Here is an 18,892-nt window from a genome sequence, read left to right as displayed (position 1 = left end):
GTCAGCGGAAACCGATGGCGTCCAGTACCACCGGCTTCCATTCCAGCGCCTCGACCAGCCGCTGCAGGCAGCGAGCCGTGTACTCCGGCCCGATGTCCCTGCCCTGTCCATCCACCAGCATCACGTTGCTGCGCGGAGCGTCGCGGCAGGCAGCGGACACCGGGCGGGCCAGGGTATCGATATGCCAGTCCCAGCCCACCGAGACCGCCGGCGCGGAAGCGGTGGCCCATTCGGTATAGCCGCAGATGGCCGAGTGGACCGCCCCCATCGCACCGGTGCGCTCCTCCTCGTCCAGCCCCGACACCAGGTGCACGAGCCGGATCTGGCCCAGCGCACCGCGCGGAAGGCGGATGTAACCATCGTCGTCAATCATTATCATGCGTCTTTGGCGGTGCAGGCCGCGGCGGTGCACCGCGCAGGGCGGTCGGGTTGCCCAATCTAGATGCCCTGCGCATGCGCTGGAAACTGTCAGTGCTGACAGTACCGCCGGACCGGGATCACGATTTCGTCGAGGGCGGAAATGGAAGCGTGGCGGGAAGACCAACTCAATGCGCTGCTGGCGCCCGGCGGGCAGGACGACCTGTTCGGCACGGTCGCCGGGCTGGTGCGCGCGCTGGGCTTCGAACACTGCGCCTATGGCATGCGCGCGCCGCTGCCGCTGGCGCAGCCGGAGATCGTGATGCTCAACGATTACCCGGAAGCCTGGCAGAAGCGCTACCAGGACAACGCCTACCTGCAGGTCGATCCCACGGTCCGCCAGGGCGCGGCATCGCTCGATCCCTTCGCCTGGTCGAACTCCGACGATCCGCTCGATCCGGCCGCCGCGTTCTGGGAGGACGCGCGCCTGCACGACATCACCTGCGGCGTATCGCTGCCGGCGCTGGCGGCCAACAGCGTGCGCGGCATGCTGACGGTGACCCGCGGCGGCGAAAGGCTGGACGCGCAGGAACTGCGGGCCCGGTGGCCGCAGCTGCTCTGGCTGGGCCAGGTCGCCCATCACGGGCTGGCGCGGGAAATGCTCACGCGCTGGCGCTCGACCTCCCGCGAAGCCATGAGCGAGCGCGAGATCGAAATCCTGCGCTGGGTCGCCGAAGGCCATACCAACCGCCAGATCGCCGCCCGCCTCAACATCACCGAGCGCACGGTCAACTTCCACCTGAACAATGCCATGGCCAAGCTCGAGGTCGGCAACCGCACGGCCGCGGCGGTACGCGCGGTGGTGCTGGGCATCCTCGCCTGATCCACGCCACCGGCCGGCAAGGCGGCGCAGCGGCGACCTGCGGATACGACAAGGCCGGCATCCGCCGGCCCGGTCGTGGTCACTCCGCGGGCAGCGCTCAGCCGCCGCGTTCGGCTTCCATCTGCTTGCGGATCTGCGCATCGACCGCGGCGATGGCGGTCATGTTGAGGATGCGGCGGGCGCTGGCGCTGCTGGTAAGGATGTGCACCGGCTTGGACGTGCCCATCAGGATCGGACCGATCGCCACGCCGTCGGTGAACACGCGCACCAGGTTGTAGGCGATGTTGGCCGCTTCCAGGTTGGGCAGCACGAACAGGTTGGCGCGGCCCTTGAGCGTGCTGTTGGGCAGCAGTTTCTCGCGCAGCGCCTCGTCCCAGGCGGTGTCGCCCTGCATCTCGCCGTCCACGTTCAGGCGCGGGTTGCGCTTGAGCAGCTGCTCGCGCACCTGGCGCATCTTCAGCGCGTCCTTGGAGTCGTGGCTGCCGAAATTGGAATGCGACAGCAGCGCCACCTTCGGCTCGATGCCGAACAGCTTCATGCGGTAGGCCGCCTGCAGCGTGGACTCCACGATCTGCTCCACGCTCGGGTCTTCCTGCACGTGGGTATCGACGAAGAAGAACACGCCCTGCGAGTTGATCACGCCGGTCATCGCCGAGGTCGAACTCACCCGCGGCTCCAGCGGGATCACGCTGCGCACGTAGCCGAGCTTCTTGTGGAAGCGGCCGACCACGCCGCTGAGCATGGCGTCGGCCTCGCCGCGCGCCACCATCACCGCGGCGATCAGGGTCGGGCGCGAGCGCAGCAGGTTCTTGGCCGCGGCCACGGTCACGCCGCGGCGCCCAGTCAGGCCGTGGTAGTACTGCCAGTAGTCGTTGAAGCGCGGATCGTCGTTGATGTTGGTGATCTCGAAATCCACGCCCGGCTTCATGCGCAGGCCCAGGCGCTCGATGCGCGACTCGATCACGTCCGGGCGGCCGATCAGGATCGGGAAGGCCACGCCCTCGTCGATCACGTTCTGCACCGCGCGCAGCACCACTTCCTCCTCGCCTTCGGCATAGACCACGCGCTGCTTGTCGGTGCGCGCCTGGTCGTGCACCGGCTTCATCAGCAGGCTGGTGCGATACACGAACTGCGCCAGCTTCTCCCGGTAGGCCGCCATGTCGGCGATCGGGCGCGTCGCCACGCCCGAATCCATCGCCGCCTGGGCCACGGCCGAGGACAGCTCCACCAGCAGGCGGCGGTCGAACGGGCGCGGGATCAGGTAGTCGCGGCCGAAGCTCGGCGTTTCACCGCCATAGGCGGCGCCCAGATCGGAGGCCTCCTTGCGCGCGAGCGCGGCGATGGCGCGTACGCAGGCGACTTTCATTTCCTCGTTGATGCCGGTGGCGCCGACGTCCAGCGCGCCGCGGAACAGGTAGGGGAAGCACAGCGCGTTGTTGACCTGGTTCGGGTAGTCCGAACGGCCGGTGCCGATGATCGCGTCCGGGCGCGCGGCGCGCGCCAGCTCCGGCATGATCTCCGGGGTCGGGTTGGCCAGGGCGAAGATCACCGGGTCCGGCGCCATGGTCTTGACCATCTCGGCGGTGAGGATGCCCGGGGCCGACAGGCCCAGGAAGATGTCCGCGCCCTCGACGATCTCGGCCAGGGTGCGCTTGTCGGTGTCGCGCGCATAGCGCGCCTTCTCCGGGTCCAGCCCCTCGCGCCCGGCGTAGATCACGCCGTCGCGGTCGAAGGCCAGCACGTTCTCCGGCCTGACGCCGAGTTCCACCAGCATGTTCACGCAGGAAATGCCGGCCGCGCCCATGCCGGTGGTGGCGACCTTGACCTCGCCGATCTTCTTGCCGGTGATGTCCAGCGCGTTGAGGATGGCCGCGCCGACGATGATCGCGGTGCCGTGCTGGTCGTCGTGGAACACCGGGATGTTCATGCGCTCGCGCAGCTTGCGCTCGACCACGAAGCATTCCGGCGCCTTGATGTCCTCCAGGTTGATGCCGCCGAAGGTCGGCTCCAGCGAGGCGATGATGTCGACCAGCTTGTCCGGGTCGTTCTCGTCCACCTCGATGTCGAACACGTCGATGCCGGCGAACTTCTGGAACAGCACGCCCTTGCCTTCCATGACCGGCTTGCCGGCCAGCGGACCGATGTTGCCCAGGCCCAGCACCGCGGTGCCGTTGGAGATCACCGCCACCAGGTTGCCGCGCGCGGTCAGCTCGCTGGCCGCGGCCGGATCGGCCACGATCGCTTCGCAGGCATACGCCACGCCCGGCGAGTACGCCAGCGACAGGTCGCGCTGGGTGAGCATCGGCTTGGTGGCGGCGACCCGGATCTTCCCCGGCGGCGACATGCGGTGGTAGTCGAGGGCGGCCTGCTTGAAATCTTCTTTGGACATCGACGGGACTTGCTGTGGCTGAATGCCCGATTCTAGCGACTCAACGACGACATGGACCGTTTCATCGGGGACTGTATTCAGGACAGCGCTCCCGATTCGCCATGCTGCTTCGCAACAATATACGAAAATATTTTTCATGAGAGCAGTTATCTGCTACATAGACACCTCTCCAGCGGGAAGAACGGCGGCCACATGAAAGTAATCCGGCATGGATAAAAAACTATTTCACAACGCACCGGCCACGCTCAGGGGCAAGGGCCTCGGTGCCGGCGACAGTGCGTTGCCGATGGACGCCGGCCACCAGGGCTGGTCCATCCTGCGCGAACAGGTGAGCCTGCCCGCCGCCGTCCTGCTGCGTTCGGCGCTGCTGCACAACCTGGAATGGATGCGCCGCTTCGTCGCCGCCTACGGCGTGCAGCTGGCGCCGCACGGCAAGACCACGATGAGCCCTGAGCTGTTCCGCCTGCAGCTCGACGCCGGCGCCTGGGGCATCACCGTGGCCACCGCGCCGCAGGCGCGCGAGGCGTGGCTGGCCGGCGCGCGCCGCATCCTGATCGCCAACCAGCTGGTCGGCCCGGCCAACATGGCCATCGTCGCCGACCTGCTGGACGCCGGCGGCGCCGAGGTGTTCTGCCTGGTGGACTCGGCCGACAACGTCGACGCGCTGGGCAGCGGGTTCGACGCGCGCGGGCTGCGCCTGGACGTGCTGCTGGAGATCGGCGTCACTGGCGGCCGCACAGGAGTGCGCGACGACGCGCAGGCGCAGGCGGTGGTCGAAGCCGTGGCACGCTGGCCGCGGGCGCTGCGACTGGCCGGCGTGGAAACGTATGAAGGCGTGGTGGCGGACGAAGCCGGCGTGCGCGCGGTCCTGCGCCGCAGCGTGGAAACCTTCCAGCGCCTGCGCGACGGCCGCGCCTTCGGCCGCATGCCGGCACTGCTGTCCGGCGCCGGCTCGGCCTGGTTCGACGTGGTCGCCGAGGAATTCGCTGCCTTGTCCGGCGACGCCGCGGCCGAGATCGTGCTGCGCCCGGGCTGCTACCTCACCCATGACGTCGGCGCCTACCGCCAGGCCGCCACCCGCATCCATGCCAGCAATCCGGTCGCCCGGCAGATGGGCCAAAGCCTGCAGCCCGCGTTACGGCTCTGGGCCTACGTGCAGTCGCGGCCGGAGCCGGACAAGGCCATCGTCGGGCTCGGCAAGCGCGATGCCGCCTTCGATGCCGGCTTCCCGGTGCCGGCGCTGCACTACCGGCCCGGCGATGCGGCGCCCGGCGATGCCGCCGCGCACTGGCAGGTCACCGCGATGATGGACCAGCACGCCTTCCTGCAGGTGCGCGCCGACGACGACCTGCGCGTGGGCGACATGCTGTGCTTCGACATTTCGCACCCGTGCCTGACCTTTGACAAGTGGCGCCACCTGCTGGTGGTCGACGACGACCACATCGTGGTCGATGCCGTCACCACGCAGTTCTGACCCGCCTGCCCCGGACCGGTACGCATGAGCCATGGACACCTGCTGCTGATCTACGCCGTGCTGGCGATCCTCGCGCTGATCGTGCTGATCGCCCGCTACCGGCTCAACCCCTTCATCAGCGTCACCGTCGTCTCGGTCGGGCTGGCGCTGCTGGCCGGCATGCCGGCACCGGAAATCCTGCCCGCCTACGAACAGGGCGTGGGCAAGACGCTGGGCCATATCGCGCTGATCGTGGCGCTGGGCACCATGCTCGGCAAGATGATGGCCGAGTCCGGCGGCGCCGAGCGCATCGCGCGCACGCTGATCGCGCGCTTCGGTACGAAGAACGTGCACTGGGCGATGATGCTGATCGCCTTCTGCATCGGCCTGCCGATCTTCTTCGAGGTCGGTTTCGTGCTGCTGGTCCCGATCGCGCTCAACGTCGCCCGCCGCACCGGCGTGCCGCTGCTGCTGGTCGGCCTGCCGATGGTGGCCGGGCTGTCGGTGGTGCACGGGCTGGTGCCGCCACACCCGGCGGCGATGCTGGCCGTGCATGCCTACGGCGCCGATGTCGGCCGCACCGTGTTCTACGCGCTGCTGGTGGGCCTGCCGACCGCCGCGCTGGCCGGCCCGCTGTTCGCCCGGGTGGTCGCGCCGCGGGTGAAGCTGCCGGCGCGCAACCCGATGGAGGCCGCGCTGCTGGACGAGGGCCACGGCCGCATCCCCGACGACCAGCTGCCCGGCTTCGGCATCACCATCGCCACCCTGCTGCTGCCGGTGGCGCTGATGCTGCTGGGCGGCTGGGCCGACCAGATCGCCGCGCCAGGCTCGCCGCTCAACCACGGCCTGCGCTTCATCGGCCACTCGGTCGTCGCGCTGCTGCTGGCCACGCTGCTGAGCTTCGTCACGCTGGGCCTGCTGCGCGGTTTCAACCGCGAGCAGATCCTGAAGTTCTCGCAGGAATGCCTGGCACCGACCGCCGCCATCACCCTGCTGGTCGGCGCCGGCGGCGGCCTCAACGGCATCCTCGTGCATACCGGCGTGGCCAGCCAGATCATCGACCTGTCCCGCCAGTTCGACCTGTCGCCGCTGCTGATGGGCTGGACCATGGCCGCGCTGATGCGCATCGCCACCGGCTCGGCGACGGTGGCGATGACCACCGCCTCGGGCATCGTCGCGCCCATCGCCGCCGCCCTGGGCTACCCGCACCCGGAACTGCTGGTGCTGGCCACCGGCGCCGGCTCGGTGGTGCTGTCGCACGTCAATGACGGCGGCTTCTGGCTGGTGAAGGAATACTTCAACATGTCCGTAGCCCAGACCTTCAAGACCTGGACCGTGCTGGAAACCCTCATCTCCGTCACCGCGCTCGCGCTGGTGGCGGCCCTCGCCGCCGTGCTCTGAACCGAAGATCCCCACCATGTTCGACATCGTCTACGAACTGCGCCAGCGGCTGCACGAATTCAGCCCGGTCGAGGTCCGCATCGCCAACACCATCCTCGCCGACGTCGATGCCGCCGCCCAGTACGGGGTGACCGAGCTGGCCGAGCGCGCCGAGGTCAGCGCCGCGGCGATCTCGCGCTTCGCCAAGACCCTGGGCTGCGAGCACGTACGCGAGCTGCGCGCGCGGCTGGCGTCGGCAAGCGCGGTCGGCAAGCGCTTCCTGGAACAGCAGAACGCGCCGCCGGTGTCGGCGCTGTTCGCGCAGATCTGCGACGACATCCAGGCCTGCCTGCGCCACAACCTGGCCAACCTGCAGGAAGATGTGGTGCAGCAGCTGGCCGACGCGGTCTGCCAGGCGCGGCGCATCCACGTGTTCGGCATCGGCGGCTGCTCGACGGTGTTCTCGCAGGAACTGCAGAACCGCCTGATGCGCTTCGGCCTGCCGATCACCGCCTGCAGCGACGCGGTGGTGATGAAGATGACCGCCGCCATCCTCGGCCCGCAGGACCTGGTGCTGGCGCTTTCGGTCAGCGGCATCACCCCGGAAGTCACCTCGGCGGTGGAGATCGCGCGCACCTACGGCGCGCGCGTGGGCGCCATCACCCGCGCCGGCACGCCGCTGGCCGGGCTGAGCGACTGGCTGCTGCCGATCAGCATCGAGGAAACCGATTTCGTGTTCAAACCCTCCGCCTCGCGCTACGCGATGATGCTGGCCATCGACGTGCTGGCCACCACCACCGCGCTCAACGGCGCCGGCGACAACCACGAGCACCTGCGCCGCATCAAGCTGGCGCTGGACCGCTACCGCGGTGGCGACTCGCGCCTGCCGCTGGGCGACTGACCGATGCACGACGTATTGATCCGCGATGCGCTGGTGCTCGACGGCGGCGACCGGCCCGGCAGTCACGGCGACGTGGCGCTGCGCGATGGCCGCATCGTCGAGGTCGGCGCAGTGGCCGGCAGCGCGCGGCAGGTGATCGACGCCGGCGGCCGCGCGCTGGCGCCGGGCTTCATCGACGTGCACACCCATGACGATCTGGAAGTGCTGCGCAACCCGGACATGGCCAGCAAGCTGTCGCAGGGCGTGACCACGGTGGTGGTCGGCAACTGCGGCATCAGCGCCAGCCCGGTACGCATCCGCGGCGAAGTGCCGGACCCGATGAACCTGCTCGGCGAAGCCGGCGATTTCCGCTTCGCCGATTTCGCCAGCTACCGGCAGGCGGTGGAAGCCGCGCGGCCGGCGGTGAACGTGGCCGCGCTGGTCGGCCATACCGCGCTGCGCCAGAACCACATGGACCGGCTGGACCGCGCCGCAACCGCCGCGGAGATCGCGGCCATGCGCGTGCAGCTGCGCGCGAGCATGGCGCAGGGCGCGCTGGGCCTGAGCAGCGGGCTGGCCTATGGCTCGGCGTTCCACGCGCCGTCCAGCGAAGTGGCGGAACTGGCGGCGGAACTGCCGCCCGGCGGGTTGTACGCGACGCACCTGCGCGATGAATTCGGCGGCATCCTCGAGGCGATGGAGGAGGCCTTCGATGCGGCGCGCGCGCCGCGGGCCGCGGTGCGCGTCTCGCACCTGAAGTGCGCCGGCATCGACAACTGGGGCCGCAGCCGCGAAGTGCTGCACAGCCTCGACGCCGCATCGGCCGGGCAGGACGTCGCCTGCGACTGCTATCCCTACGCCGCCAGCGCCTCCACCCTGGACCTGAAGCAGGTCACCGATGCCTACGACATCCTGATCACCTGGTCCGGGCCGGAGCCGTCGCAGGGCGGGCGCCTGCTGGCCGACATCGCCGCCGACTGGGGCATCCCGCTGATGGCCGCCGCCGTCCGCCTGCAGCCGGCCGGCGCGGTCTACCACTGCATGAACGAGGCCGACGTGCGCCGCATCCTGGCGCATCCGCTGACCATGATCGGTTCGGACGGCCTGCCACGCGATCCGCGCCCGCATCCACGCCTGTGGGGCACCTTCCCGCGCGTGCTCGGCCATTACGCGCGCGACGAAGCGCTGTTCCCGCTGCATACCGCCGTGCACAAGATGACCGGCCTGCCCGCCTCGCGCTTCGCGCTGGGCGCGCGCGGCGTCATCCGCGTGGGCGGGTGCGCCGACCTGGTGCTGTTCGATCCGGCGCGCGTGCGCGATACCGCCAGCTTCCACGATCCGGTGCGCGCGGCCGAGGGCATCGACGCGGTGTGGGTCAACGGGCAACTGGCCTACGACGGCACGGAAGTGGTCGCGCGGCCGGGGCGGTTCATCGCGCCGGGCCACTGATTCCCTTCTCCCTGCCGGCGGCAAACCGGCAGGATCGCCGGGTTGCTCGGCCAAGCCGCACGGAAGGCGCGGCACAGGTATGCGCCGGTACGCCGAAGGGCCAGATGAGACTTCGTCCGTACCCTCGCCCCGCCCCGCCCCGCGGAGAGAGGGCTCTGGTTACTGCAAATCAAGTCAGGAGAATCTCATGAGCGACATCAAACGTTACGGCGCCGAAGGCGGCGTAGGCCAGGGCAGGCAGCACATGCCGTTTTCGCGCGCGGTCGAGGCCGATGGCTGGCTGCATGTCTCCGGCCAGGTGCCGATGCGCGACGGCGAACTGGTCGGCGGCACCGTGACCGAGCAGGCGCACGTGGCCATCGGCAACGTGCTGGCGATCCTCGCCGAGGCCGGCTACGGCCCCGAACACGTGGTCCGCTGCGGCGTATGGCTGGACGACGCACGCGATTTCTACGCGTTCAACACCGTGTTCAGGCATTACTTCGGCGAACACCCGCCGGCGCGCGCCTGCGTGGAGAACCGCATGGTCGTGGACTGCAAGGTGGAAGTGGACTGCGTCGCCTGGAAGCGCCCGCAGCGCTGAATCCACGCCTGCCAATCCCTGCACCGGCGCCGCCGGGCAGGGACATCCGCGGCTGCCGCGCATAACGGCCGGCTATGCCGCCGCGATCTTTTTCGACTGGCGCCACGCCCCGTTCCATGGCTATGGTGGATGCCGCCGTCCCGCCCCACGCATCGTGTTGCGGCGCGGCAGACCGGCCCGCTCGCCATGGAGACACGCCATGCCTGCCTGCTTGCGCCCACGCCGGCCGCAGCCATCCCACCTGCCCCGACTGGCGGAAAACCCGCCGTCGGGCATCGAACCGTCTGCCATCCGTCATGCGGACGGGCCGGCTCCCGCCGGACTGCCCGTGGCTCCGTCCCCTCCCCCGTGCCGCGGAGCCACATTCCCCGGGCAGTTCTCCCCCCGGCGGTGCCGGCCCTCCGCCGCCCCCGCCCACGACACCTGCATTGGCAGGGCACGAGGTACTGATTAGATGATCCAACTTGATGCCGTACAGACGATCGCCTTCGGCGGCCTGACCCTGTTCGCCGGCTACGCGCTGTGCCGCGCGATCCCGGTGCTGCGCCGTTACAACCTGCCCGAACCGGTCGTCGGCGGCCTGCTGGTGGCCCTGCTGGTATGGGCCGCGCACGCGCGCGGCACCACCCTGTTCGAACTGGACACCAGCCTCAAGGTGCCGTTGATGGTGGCCTTCTTCACCACGCTGGGCATCAACGCCAGCCTGCGCCTGCTGCGCATCAGCGGCCGCCAGGTGATGGTCTTCCTGCTGCTGGCCAGCATCTTCGCGGTGGTGCAGAACCTGGTCGGCATCAGCGTGGCGTGGATGTTCGACCTGCACCCGATGTTCGGCGTGCTCGCCGGTTCGGCCACCCTCACCGGCGGCCCGGCCACCGGCATGGCCTTCGCGCCGCTGTTCGAGAAGGCCGGCCTGCAGGGCGCCGAGACCCTGGCGATCACCGCGGCGATGGCCGGCATCATCTGCGGCGGCGTGGTCGGCGGGCCGGCCATCACCGTGCTGATGCGCCGCTTCCGCATCAGCGGTCCGGCCGGCAACGGCGCCAGGGCCGATGGCGCCGCCGAGGCCGACGAGAGCGTGCACGTTCACTTCCCCAGCGAGTCGGCGCGCGAGTTCGACGCGCTCAAGAGCATCGTCGTGCTGCTGATGGCGATGTGGCTGGGCGCCTGGGTCAGCCAGGGCTTCGCGGGCCTGGGCCTGACCCTGCCGTCCTACATCGGCGCGATGCTGGTGGGCGCGGTGGTGCGCAACATCGACGACTACACCGGCCTGATCAGGCTGTCGGTGCCGACCACCGACCTGATCGGCAACATCTGCCTGGCGCTGTTCCTGGCGGTGGCGCTGATGGACCTGAAGCTGTGGGAGCTGGCCGGCATGGGCCTGCCGCTGGTGGTCAACCTGGTCATCCAGGTGGCGCTGGTGGCGCTGTTCGCGGTGCCGATCTACTACGTGATGGGCCGCGACTACGACGCGGCGGTGATGGGCGGCGGTTTCATCGGCTTCATGCTCGGCACCACCGCCAACGCCATGGCGGTGATGCGCCGGCTGGTGCAGCGCTACGGCGTGGCGCCGCGCGCGTTCCTGGTGGCGCCGCTGGTGGGCGCGTTCTTCATCGACTTCGTCAACGCGCTGATCATCACCGGCTTCCTCAACTTCTGGCCGCACTGACGCGGCCGGGAGCGGCGTTCGAGCAGTTGTGCGCAGGGCCGCCGCGATGGCGGCCCTGCTGTTTCCGGGAGTGCGCTGGAGCGTTGCTCCCGCAGCCCGCTGTTCCTGCGGGAATACGCCGCCGGTCGCAATGCCGCCAGCGGGATGAAGCGCATGTGGGTGCCGGAGGCGGAAACCGGCTTCGGGACGGGCCTGGGAGGCCGATGCAGGGACACCGCGGTGCGCCGCCGGAAGTCATGGCCGGAACGCATCGCCGCGTCCCCGGCCGGGACGCGGCCAGCGACATCGCCCTGTCCGGAACCGGGCTGACGCGCGGGCCGTTCCCGCCTTCGCCCGGTCCCTGCCGCCTGTGGCGGGGCGTTTCCGGCCCAGGGCCCGCAAGGCGGGCCCTGCCATACCTGCCCCGCAGAAAAGGGCTTTCCGAGGCTCAGGCCATGCGCGCGGTCACTGCGCGGCGGAACCGGCGCCGGGCCGGCGCGGATCGGCAGCGCCCTGCGCGCCGCCGTCATCGCCCACCATCAGCGTCTGCGTGCTGCCGATGGTCTCGTCGCTTTCGATGCGGTGGCCCAGGCCGCGCAGCAGGCGCAGCGTGTCGGGGCTGAAGCCCGGTTCGATCTGCAGCATGCCGCTGCCCATGTCCTGGTGGATGCGCGGCCGGTGGGTGGCCTCGGCGATGTTCATGCCGAAATCGACCACGTCCACGATCGTCTGCATCACCGTACCGGGGATGGTGTTGCCGCCGGGGCTGCCGGTGACCAGCCACACCTTGCCGTCGCGCAGCACCATGGTCGGCGACATGCTCGATACCGGGCGGCGCCCGGGCAGCAGCGCGTTGGCGACCACCCGCCCCGGCTCCGCGCGCGCGGCCAGCTGTGCGCGCAGCGAGAAGTTGCCGATCAGGTTGCCGAGCAGGAAGCCGGTGCCTTCGGCCATCACCCCGGCGCCGAAGTCCGAGCCCAGGGTGAAGGTGTTGCTGACCGCGTTGCCGTCGGCGTCGACCACCGAGAAATGCGTGGTCTGCGGGCTTTCGTAAGGCATGGGATCGCCCGCCGCCAGCGTGGTGGCGTCGAGCGCGCGGTCGGGCGAGAACAGCTTCCAGCGCGCGTCGGCATAGGCCTTGCATACCAGCCCGCGTACCGGCGCGGAGACGAAGGCCGGGTCGCCGGCATGGCGCGCGCGGTCGGCCCAGGCCAGCTTGATCGCCTCGGCCATGGCGTGCAGCGCCGCCGCCGAGCCGGGGCCCTGCGCGGCCAGGTCCTCGTGTTCGAGCAGGTTGAGCATTTCCAGCACGCTGGCGCCGCCGCCGCTGGACGGCGGCATGGTCACCACCTCGCGGCCGCGGTAGGTGCTGCGCAGCGGCTCGCGTTCGATGGCGCGGTAGCCGGCCAGGTCCTCGCTGCCGATCAGGCCCCCATGGCGCTGCATCGCCGCCACCAGCCGCTGCGCGATCGGCCCGCGGTAGAACGCGTCCTCGCCGTCGCGCGCGATCAGCCGCAGCGACCACGCCAGGTCGGCCTGGCGCAGGCGTTCGCCCGCGCGCAGCGCGCTGCCGTCGGCGTGCAGGAACACGCCGGCGCCGGCCGGGCTGCGCGCCAGCCGCTGGCGGCCCCAGTCCAGGGCGAAGGCTTCGTCGCGGCTGAGCACCACGCCCTTGTCGGCCAGTTCGATCGCCGGCTGCAGCAGACGCGCCCACGGCAGGCGCCCGTGCTGGCGATGCGCCAGCGCCAGCCCGGCCACGGTGCCGGGCACGCCGGCGGCCTTCCAGCCGGCGGTCTCGCCGTCGATGCGGCCGTCGGCGCCGATGAAGCGCTCCAGCGTGGCCGCCGCCGGCGCCATCGAGCGGTAGTCGATGGCGACGCTGCGGTTCTCGCCGGCCAGGTGCAGCAGCATGTAGCCGTCGCCGCCGATGTTGCCCGCGCGCGGCAGCAGTACCGCCAGCGCGAAGGCGGTGGCCACCGCCGCGTCCACCGCGTTGCCGCCGTCGCGCAGCACCTGCGCGCCGATCTCGCTGGCGCGCTGGTTCTGGCTGACCACCATGCCGCCGTCGCCGTGGTCGGGTTTCTGGATCGCCTGGTAGTTGAGCAGTTCGCGCGCGCCGGCCGGCGGCGCCAGCGCCAGCAGCGCGCACAGCAGCAGCGCCATGCCACGGCCCGGGAGGGAAACGAGGGTTCGCAGGGTCATGCCTTTCTCCGGTTTGCGGTTTGCGGGCGCAATGCCGGCCGTCGTCCGCCCGCGACGGTGCCGATGGCGACGGCCGCACTGGCCCATCTGGAAGCATGGCCGGCGATGGCGCGACTGTCGCCCATATTTCATGGCCCACGGTATAGCTCGCGCGCATGGAAGCGCCGCTCCGCGGCCGCGCGCCGGGGGGCAAGACCACGGCATTCCATAGCTGCGGGTTAACACCTGCACCGCGATTGTGATCCCTGCTCCGCTACGGCCGGCGGTAATCTGCCGGCCATGCCGAAGCCCGTCCGCTACACGCCCTCCCCCACGGTCGGTGCGCCCGCCATTCCGGCGCGCGGGCTCCGCGCTGCCGGCTTCGTGCTGCTGTGCCTGTCGCTCGCGCTGGCCGGCTGCGGCACCGCACCGGATGCGCGCGCGCCGGCAGCGGTCTCGGCCGGCAAGGCCTCGCCGGCCATCGTCGTCGCCGCGCATCCGCTGGCCGTACGGGCCGGCGCCGAAGTGCTCGAGCGCGGCGGCAGCGCGATGGACGCGGCCATGGCGGTGCAGCTGATGCTCGGCCTGGTGGAACCGCAGAGCTCGGGCATCGGCGGCGGCACGGTGCTGCTGGCCTACGACGCGCGCAGCGGCGAGGTCAGCGGTTACATCGGCCGCGAGCAGGCGCCGGCGACGGCCGCTCCGGGCTGGTTCGACGACGCCGGCGGGCAGCCGCTGCCGCGCGCCGAGGCGATGCTCTCCGGCCGCGCCACCGGCGTGCCGGGCACCCTGGCCACCTTCGCCCTGGCGCTGCACGAGCACGGCCGGCTGCCGTGGGCACGGCTGTTCGACGGCACCATCGCCACCGCCGAGCGGGGGTTCGCCATCACCCCGCGACTGGAACGGCACATCCACGGCCATTTCCCGCAGGCGGCGACCGCCGACGTGCGCCGCTTCTTCGACGACGGCCGCGGCGGCCTGCTGCGCGCCGGCGACACGCTGCGCAATCCCGCCTACGCCGCCACGCTGCGCACCCTGGCCGCCGACGGCGCCGGGGCGTTCTACCGCGGCGCGCTGGCCCGGGCCATCGTTGCCCGCACCGCCGATGCGCCGCGTCCGGGAACGATGACGCTCGACGACCTCGCCGGCTACCGCGCCGAGAAGGTCGCGCCGCTGTGCAGGCCGCTGCGCGGCTACCGGCTGTGCTCGCTGCCGCCGCCGGCCAGCGGCGTCGGCGTGCTGCAGCTGATGGCGCTGCTGGACGGCACCGACATCGGCCGCCGCGACGCCGCCGATCCGCAGGCGTGGCTGCTGTTCGCCGAGGCCAGCCGGCTGATGTACGCCGACCGCGACCACTATGTCGGCGATCCGCGCTTCATCGATGTCCCGGTCGAGGGCCTGCTGGCGCCGGACTACGTGGACGCGCGCCGCGCCCTGATCGGCGCGCGCGCCGCACCACAACCGCCGCGGCCCGGCGTGCCCGCCGGCGCGCCCGCCATCGCCGCCGATGCCACCGACGAACCGGGCGGCACCAGCCATTTCGTGGTGGTGGACGACGACGGCAATGCCGTCTCGGTGACCACCACCGTCGAATCGTTCTTCGGCTCCGGGCGCATGGTCGGCGGCTTCTTCCTCAACAACCAGCTCACCGATTTCGCCTGGGACCGCAAGGACGGCCGTCCGGGGATGGCCAACGCCATCGCCGGCGGCAAGCGCCCGCGCTCGTCGATGTCGCCGCTGCTGATGCTCGACGGCGACGGCCGCCTGGCCGGTGCGCTGGGTTCGCCCGGCGGCTCGGCCATCCCCGCCTACATCGGCAAGACCCTGACCGGACTGCTCTACTGGCACCTGCCGCTGGACCAGGCGGTGGCGCTGCCCAACCTGGTCGCGCGCGGCGATCGCTTCGACGGCGAGGCCGACCGTTTCCCCGCGCCCGTGCGCGCGGCGCTGCGCGAGCGTGGCGTGGACATCCGCGCCGGTGCCGGCGAGGATTCCGGCCTGCATGGCGTGTTCCTGCGCGATGGACGCTGGGAATGGGCCGCCGACCCGCGCCGCGACGGTACCGCCGACTTCCCCGCCCACCGGACCCCCGATGCTTCCCGTTGAACCCCACGGCGAACCCGCCGGCGCCGATCTCGTCGTCCTCGGCGCCGGCGTCGTCGGCCTCGCCACCGCCTACGCCGCCGCGCGCCGCGGCCTGTCCGTGCTGCTGCTCGACCGCGCCGATGGCCCGGTGCAGGGCACGTCCTTCGCCAACGGCGCGCAGCTCAGCTACGCCTATACCGACGCCATGGCCGGCCCTTCCACCTGGAAACAGCTGCCGGCGATGCTGCTCGGCCGCAACGGCCCGTTCCGCACGCGCTGGTCGGCCGACCCCGATTTCTGGCGCTGGGGCCTGGCCTTCCTGCGCCAGACCGGCGCCGCGCGCCTGCGTACCAACACGCTGGCGACGCTGGAACTGGCGCTGGAATCGCGCACCGCGCTGCACGCGCTGCTGCAGCGCCATCCCATCGCCTTCGACCATGCGGTGTCCGGCAAGCTGCACGTCTACCACGATGCCGCCGCCCTGCAGGGCGCCGCCGCGATGATCGCGCTCAAGCAGCCGTTCGGCGTCGAACAGCACCTGCTCGACGCACGCCAGGCCATCGCCACCGAACCGGCGCTGGCCGCCATGCCCGGCATCGCCGGCGCGGTGCATTCGCCGCAGGAAGAAGCCGGCGATCCGTTCCTGTTCGGCACCGGCCTGCTGGATGTGCTGCAGCGGCACTACGGCGCGCAGGCGCGCTTCGGCTTCGACGTACAGCACGTGGTGCGGCAGGGCGACGGCTGGCGCCTGCAGCCGCGCGCCGGCGCGGCGGTGCAGGCGCGGCGGCTGGTGGTGTGCAACGGCATCGACGGCGCCGCGCTGCTGCGTCCGCTGGGCGTGCGCGTGCCGTTGATGGCGATCAAGGGCTATTCGTTCACCGCACCCTGCGGCGTGCGGGCACCGGCGGCGAGCATCACCGACACCTCGCGCAAGCTGGTGTTCTGCCGCCTCGGCGAGCGCATGCGCGTGGCCGGATTGGCCGACCTCAACCATTGGGATCCGCACCCGGACCCGGAGCGCATGGCGCAGCTGGTCGCGATGGCGCGCGCCTCGATGCCCGAAGCGGTGGATTACGACAACATCGAAAACCGCTGGGCCGGCCTGCGCCCGGTCACCCCCTGGTCCTCGCCCGAGATCCACGCCGTCGCCGACGGCCTGGTGTGCAACCTCGGCCATGGCATGCTCGGCTGGACGCTGGCGATGGGCAGCGGCGAGCGCGCCGTGGCCCTGGCGATGGCGCGGTGACGCCCGCGCCGCGGCCGGTCGCCGGCGACGCCCGCATCGACTAGGATCGGGTCATGCGTCTGCGCCAGATAGAAGTATTCCACGCGGTCTACACCACCGGCTCGATCAGTGCCGCGGCCCGTTCGCTGCACGTGTCGCAGCCGTCGGTCAGCAAGGTCCTGCACCACACGCAATACCAGCTCGGTTTCGAGCTGTTCAAGCTGGTGCGCGGGCGCCTGGTCGCCACCGACGAGGCGCACGCGCTGTTCGTCGAGATCAAGGACATCTACGACCGCCTGCTGTCGCTGCAAAAGACGGTCGGCAACATCCGCGACATCGGTGGCGGCCATATCCGCCTGGCGGTAGTGCCTTCGCTCGGCCAGCACGTGGTGCCGGCGGCGATCACCGCCTACCGGCGCCAGCACCCGGAAGTCACCTTCGACGTGCAGACCCTGCACCACGGCGACCTGTTCCAGGCGCTGTACGAGCGCGAATGCGACATCGCCATCGCCTACAACCCCCCGCAGCACCCGCGCATGCAGCGCCGCGTGCTCGGGCAGGGCCAGCTGATGCTGTTGTTCGACACCGCGCAATGGCCCGATCCGCCGGCGGCGATTCCGCTGCGCTGGCTGCAGGACCGCGACATGGTCGGGCTGGCCAGCAGCGGCCCCATCGGCGACCTGTTCACCGGCGAGCTCAAGCGCCAGGGCGTGAGCATGCGCGAGGTCGTGTCCAACCAGACCTATTCGCTGGCCGCGGCCCTGACCCGCTGCGGCGCCGGCATGAGCGTGCTGGACGAGTTCACCGCCTGCGCCAACGCCGGCGGCGCGCTGCTCGCGCGCCCGCTGGAGCCTGAGATCGGCTTCCGCGTTGAATGCGTGTACCTGGAAGACCGGCCGCCGTCCAAGGCCGCCACCGAGTTCGTCCGCCAGTTCCAGCGCAGCCTGGCCGAAACGCGCGGCATGCCAGCCCCGTAGGAGCGGCTTCAGCCGCGAAGGGGCTCTACCAATGAACGCAACGATTTCCTTCCAGGTTCGAAAGACCACGAACCGTAGGCCCATGCGGTCCATGCCGCATGCAGAAAGCCCCATCGCGGCTGAAGCCGCTCCTACGATGGCCTGCTGGGGAATTTCGGGTTCAGCGCGCCCCACGTGCTGTACTGGTCGGCCAGGATCACGCCGGTCCAGTCCTCGATCTCGGCCTGGGTGATCTGCTCGCCGCCCTGGCGGCCGAACAGCACCACTTCGTCGCCGGCGCGCACGCCGGGGATGTCGGTCACGTCCACCATGGTGGTGTTCATGGTGACCCTGCCCAGCACCGGTGCGCGCCGGCCGCCGACCAGCACGCTGCCCTTGTTGGAATAGGCGCGGCGGTAGCCGTCGGAATAGCCGACCGGAAGATTGGCCAGCAGCGAATCGCGGCGCAGGGTGAAGGTGCGGTCGTAGCTCACCGTGTCGCCGGCCGGGAAGGCCTGCACCGCCGCGACCGTCGTCTTGAACGCGGCCACGTGCGCGAATGGCGGCTTGGGCGTGCCGCCGTAGCCGTACAGCGCGCCGCCCGGCCGCACCATGTCCAGGTTGGCCTCGGGAACATGCTGCAGGGCGAATGAATTGGCCGCGTGCAGCTGCACATCGCCGCGCCGCAGCGCGGTGTGGGCGAACAGCCAGTCGGCCTGCTGCTGGAACGCACGCACGCCGGCCAGCACGTCGGCCGGGTCTTCGCCCGGGAAGTGGGTCATCAGGCCGACCACGCGCAGGCCGTCGGTGCCGACCAGCGCCACCGCGTCGCTCCGCCCCTGCTGCGTGGCCAGTTCCAGCCCGTTGCGGCTCATGCCGGCCGAGTTCAGGGCCAGGTGCACCGGCAGCGGCCGGCGACGACGCACGGCAAGCGCGGCCATCGCCTGCGCCACCGCGAGATTGCCGGCCAGTTCCTCGACCCGGTACGGCAGCGCCGCCTCGATTTCATCCAGCGTCGCCGCGCGCACGCGCAGCACGCGGCCCTTGTAGCCGCAGGCGCGCGCCATGCGCGCTTCCTCGGTGCTGGCGATGCCGATGCAGGGCACGCCCGCGGCGATGATGCGCGGCATCACCAGCTCGATGCCGGTGCCGTAGGCGTCGGCCTTCAGCACCGCGCACAGCTGCGCCGCGCCCGCCAGCGCGCGCACGCGCTGCAGGTTGGCGTCGAACACCTCCAGGTCGATCTCGAGCCAGGCATTGGGCGCGGCCATGCGCGCCTGGCCGGGCCGTCCCAGCAACGGCGCGCCACGTGCGTCGAGCGAGGCGGCCAGGGCCGTGCCCAAGGCCGCGGCGATGAAGCCGCGGCGGCCGGGAGATGCGATGCCCGTATCCGTCATGGTGCGTCCCGATGCCGCCGGTCGCCCGG

14 protein-coding genes are annotated in these 18,892 nt (G+C 71.0%); 10 read left to right on the top strand and 4 right to left on the bottom strand.

Annotation, left to right across the window (positions count from 1 at the left end):
• Window position 1: 1 nt before the first annotated feature.
• Window positions 2-373 carry a DUF4902 domain-containing protein gene (locus ABB22_RS05320; protein WP_055772113.1) on the bottom strand — a complete coding sequence of 124 codons (372 nt, stop codon included), beginning with the start codon at window positions 371-373 and terminating at the stop codon, window positions 2-4.
• A gap of 147 nt (window positions 374-520) precedes the next feature.
• On the opposite strand from ABB22_RS05320, the gene ABB22_RS05315 reads away from it, so the two are divergent.
• Entirely contained in the window at window positions 521-1,240 is a 720-nt protein-coding gene (locus ABB22_RS05315; protein WP_055772116.1) for a LuxR family transcriptional regulator, read from the top strand.
• A 97-nt stretch (window positions 1,241-1,337) separates the two neighbouring features.
• Here ABB22_RS05315 and ABB22_RS05310 read toward each other — a convergent pair whose 3' ends face one another.
• Window positions 1,338-3,629 carry an NADP-dependent malic enzyme gene (locus ABB22_RS05310; RefSeq protein WP_055772119.1) on the bottom strand — a complete coding sequence of 764 codons (2,292 nt, stop codon included), beginning with the start codon at window positions 3,627-3,629 and terminating at the stop codon, window positions 1,338-1,340.
• Window positions 3,630-3,837: 208 nt separating this feature from the next.
• Between ABB22_RS05310 and ABB22_RS05305 the strand changes: the two genes are divergently transcribed.
• The 6 genes from ABB22_RS05305 (at window position 3,838) to gltS (ending at window position 11,040) form a co-directional block, all read left to right on the top strand.
• On the top strand, window positions 3,838-5,103 hold the full coding sequence (locus ABB22_RS05305; protein ID WP_057505095.1) for an amino acid deaminase: 1,266 nt from the start codon (window positions 3,838-3,840) through the stop codon (window positions 5,101-5,103).
• A gap of 24 nt (window positions 5,104-5,127) precedes the next feature.
• Window positions 5,128-6,483, top strand: a complete 1,356-nt coding sequence (locus ABB22_RS05300) for a GntT/GntP/DsdX family permease (RefSeq protein ID WP_057505094.1) — start codon at window positions 5,128-5,130, stop codon at window positions 6,481-6,483.
• A 16-nt stretch (window positions 6,484-6,499) separates the two neighbouring features.
• Window positions 6,500-7,363 (top strand): MurR/RpiR family transcriptional regulator, encoded by an 864-nt coding sequence (locus ABB22_RS05295; protein WP_057505093.1) that lies wholly within the window; start codon window positions 6,500-6,502, stop codon window positions 7,361-7,363.
• A gap of 3 nt (window positions 7,364-7,366) precedes the next feature.
• Window positions 7,367-8,791, top strand: a complete 1,425-nt coding sequence (locus ABB22_RS05290) for an N-acyl-D-amino-acid deacylase family protein (protein ID WP_057505092.1) — start codon at window positions 7,367-7,369, stop codon at window positions 8,789-8,791.
• Window positions 8,792-8,978: 187 nt separating this feature from the next.
• Window positions 8,979-9,374, top strand: a complete 396-nt coding sequence (locus ABB22_RS05285; RefSeq protein WP_055772130.1) for a RidA family protein — start codon at window positions 8,979-8,981, stop codon at window positions 9,372-9,374.
• Window positions 9,375-9,828: 454 nt separating this feature from the next.
• The gene (gene gltS, locus ABB22_RS05280; protein WP_057505091.1) at window positions 9,829-11,040 is read left to right on the top strand and encodes a sodium/glutamate symporter; all 1,212 of its coding nucleotides are present in this window, start codon (window positions 9,829-9,831) and stop codon (window positions 11,038-11,040) included.
• A gap of 444 nt (window positions 11,041-11,484) precedes the next feature.
• Here gltS and ggt read toward each other — a convergent pair whose 3' ends face one another.
• On the bottom strand, window positions 11,485-13,221 hold the full coding sequence (ggt, locus tag ABB22_RS05275; protein ID WP_055772135.1) for a gamma-glutamyltransferase: 1,737 nt from the start codon (window positions 13,219-13,221) through the stop codon (window positions 11,485-11,487).
• A gap of 279 nt (window positions 13,222-13,500) precedes the next feature.
• Between ggt and ABB22_RS05270 the strand changes: the two genes are divergently transcribed.
• Genes ABB22_RS05270 through ABB22_RS05260 form a run of 3 tightly spaced genes read left to right on the top strand, consistent with a single transcriptional unit; the run spans window position 13,501 to window position 17,487 of the window.
• Window positions 13,501-15,306, top strand: a complete 1,806-nt coding sequence (locus ABB22_RS05270) for a gamma-glutamyltransferase family protein (protein WP_082443755.1) — start codon at window positions 13,501-13,503, stop codon at window positions 15,304-15,306.
• On the top strand, window positions 15,293-16,531 hold the full coding sequence (locus ABB22_RS05265; protein WP_055772138.1) for an FAD-dependent oxidoreductase: 1,239 nt from the start codon (window positions 15,293-15,295) through the stop codon (window positions 16,529-16,531). The genes ABB22_RS05270 and ABB22_RS05265 overlap by 14 nt, the downstream gene beginning before the upstream one ends.
• Before the next feature lie 53 nt (window positions 16,532-16,584).
• Window positions 16,585-17,487 (top strand): LysR family transcriptional regulator, encoded by a 903-nt coding sequence (locus ABB22_RS05260; RefSeq protein WP_055772141.1) that lies wholly within the window; start codon window positions 16,585-16,587, stop codon window positions 17,485-17,487.
• A gap of 131 nt (window positions 17,488-17,618) precedes the next feature.
• On the opposite strand, the gene alr is transcribed toward ABB22_RS05260, so the two are convergent.
• A complete protein-coding gene (gene alr / locus ABB22_RS05255; RefSeq protein WP_055772143.1) occupies window positions 17,619-18,863 on the bottom strand; it encodes an alanine racemase in 1,245 nt (414 codons plus the stop codon).
• Window positions 18,864-18,892 lie beyond the last annotated feature (29 nt).

It is taken from the genome of Stenotrophomonas nitritireducens (assembly GCF_001431425.1).
Taxonomy (GTDB): Bacteria; Pseudomonadota; Gammaproteobacteria; order Xanthomonadales; family Xanthomonadaceae; genus Stenotrophomonas; species Stenotrophomonas nitritireducens.
The sequence above is the reverse complement of the archived record's forward strand: the minus strand, read 5'-3'. Positions and strand labels throughout refer to the sequence as shown.

Excerpts from the sequence above, each read along its gene's own strand:
- ABB22_RS05300 (WP_057505094.1), top strand. The coding sequence starts at position 5,128 with ATGAGCCATGGACACCTGCTGCTGATCTACGCCGTGCTGGCGATCCTC.
- gltS (WP_057505091.1), top strand. The coding sequence starts at position 9,829 with ATGATCCAACTTGATGCCGTACAGACGATCGCCTTCGGCGGCCTGACC.
- ABB22_RS05265 (WP_055772138.1), top strand. The coding sequence starts at position 15,293 with ATGCTTCCCGTTGAACCCCACGGCGAACCCGCCGGCGCCGATCTCGTC.
- ABB22_RS05315 (WP_055772116.1), top strand. The coding sequence starts at position 521 with ATGGAAGCGTGGCGGGAAGACCAACTCAATGCGCTGCTGGCGCCCGGC.
- ABB22_RS05310 (WP_055772119.1), bottom strand. The coding sequence starts at position 3,629 with ATGTCCAAAGAAGATTTCAAGCAGGCCGCCCTCGACTACCACCGCATG.
- ABB22_RS05270 (WP_082443755.1), top strand. The coding sequence starts at position 13,501 with ATGCCGAAGCCCGTCCGCTACACGCCCTCCCCCACGGTCGGTGCGCCC.
- ABB22_RS05295 (WP_057505093.1), top strand. The coding sequence starts at position 6,500 with ATGTTCGACATCGTCTACGAACTGCGCCAGCGGCTGCACGAATTCAGC.
- ABB22_RS05305 (WP_057505095.1), top strand. The coding sequence starts at position 3,838 with ATGGATAAAAAACTATTTCACAACGCACCGGCCACGCTCAGGGGCAAG.
- alr (WP_055772143.1), bottom strand. The coding sequence starts at position 18,863 with ATGACGGATACGGGCATCGCATCTCCCGGCCGCCGCGGCTTCATCGCC.
- ABB22_RS05285 (WP_055772130.1), top strand. The coding sequence starts at position 8,979 with ATGAGCGACATCAAACGTTACGGCGCCGAAGGCGGCGTAGGCCAGGGC.
- ABB22_RS05320 (WP_055772113.1), bottom strand. The coding sequence starts at position 373 with ATGATTGACGACGATGGTTACATCCGCCTTCCGCGCGGTGCGCTGGGC.
- ABB22_RS05290 (WP_057505092.1), top strand. The coding sequence starts at position 7,367 with ATGCACGACGTATTGATCCGCGATGCGCTGGTGCTCGACGGCGGCGAC.
- ggt (WP_055772135.1), bottom strand. The coding sequence starts at position 13,221 with ATGACCCTGCGAACCCTCGTTTCCCTCCCGGGCCGTGGCATGGCGCTG.
- ABB22_RS05260 (WP_055772141.1), top strand. The coding sequence starts at position 16,585 with ATGCGTCTGCGCCAGATAGAAGTATTCCACGCGGTCTACACCACCGGC.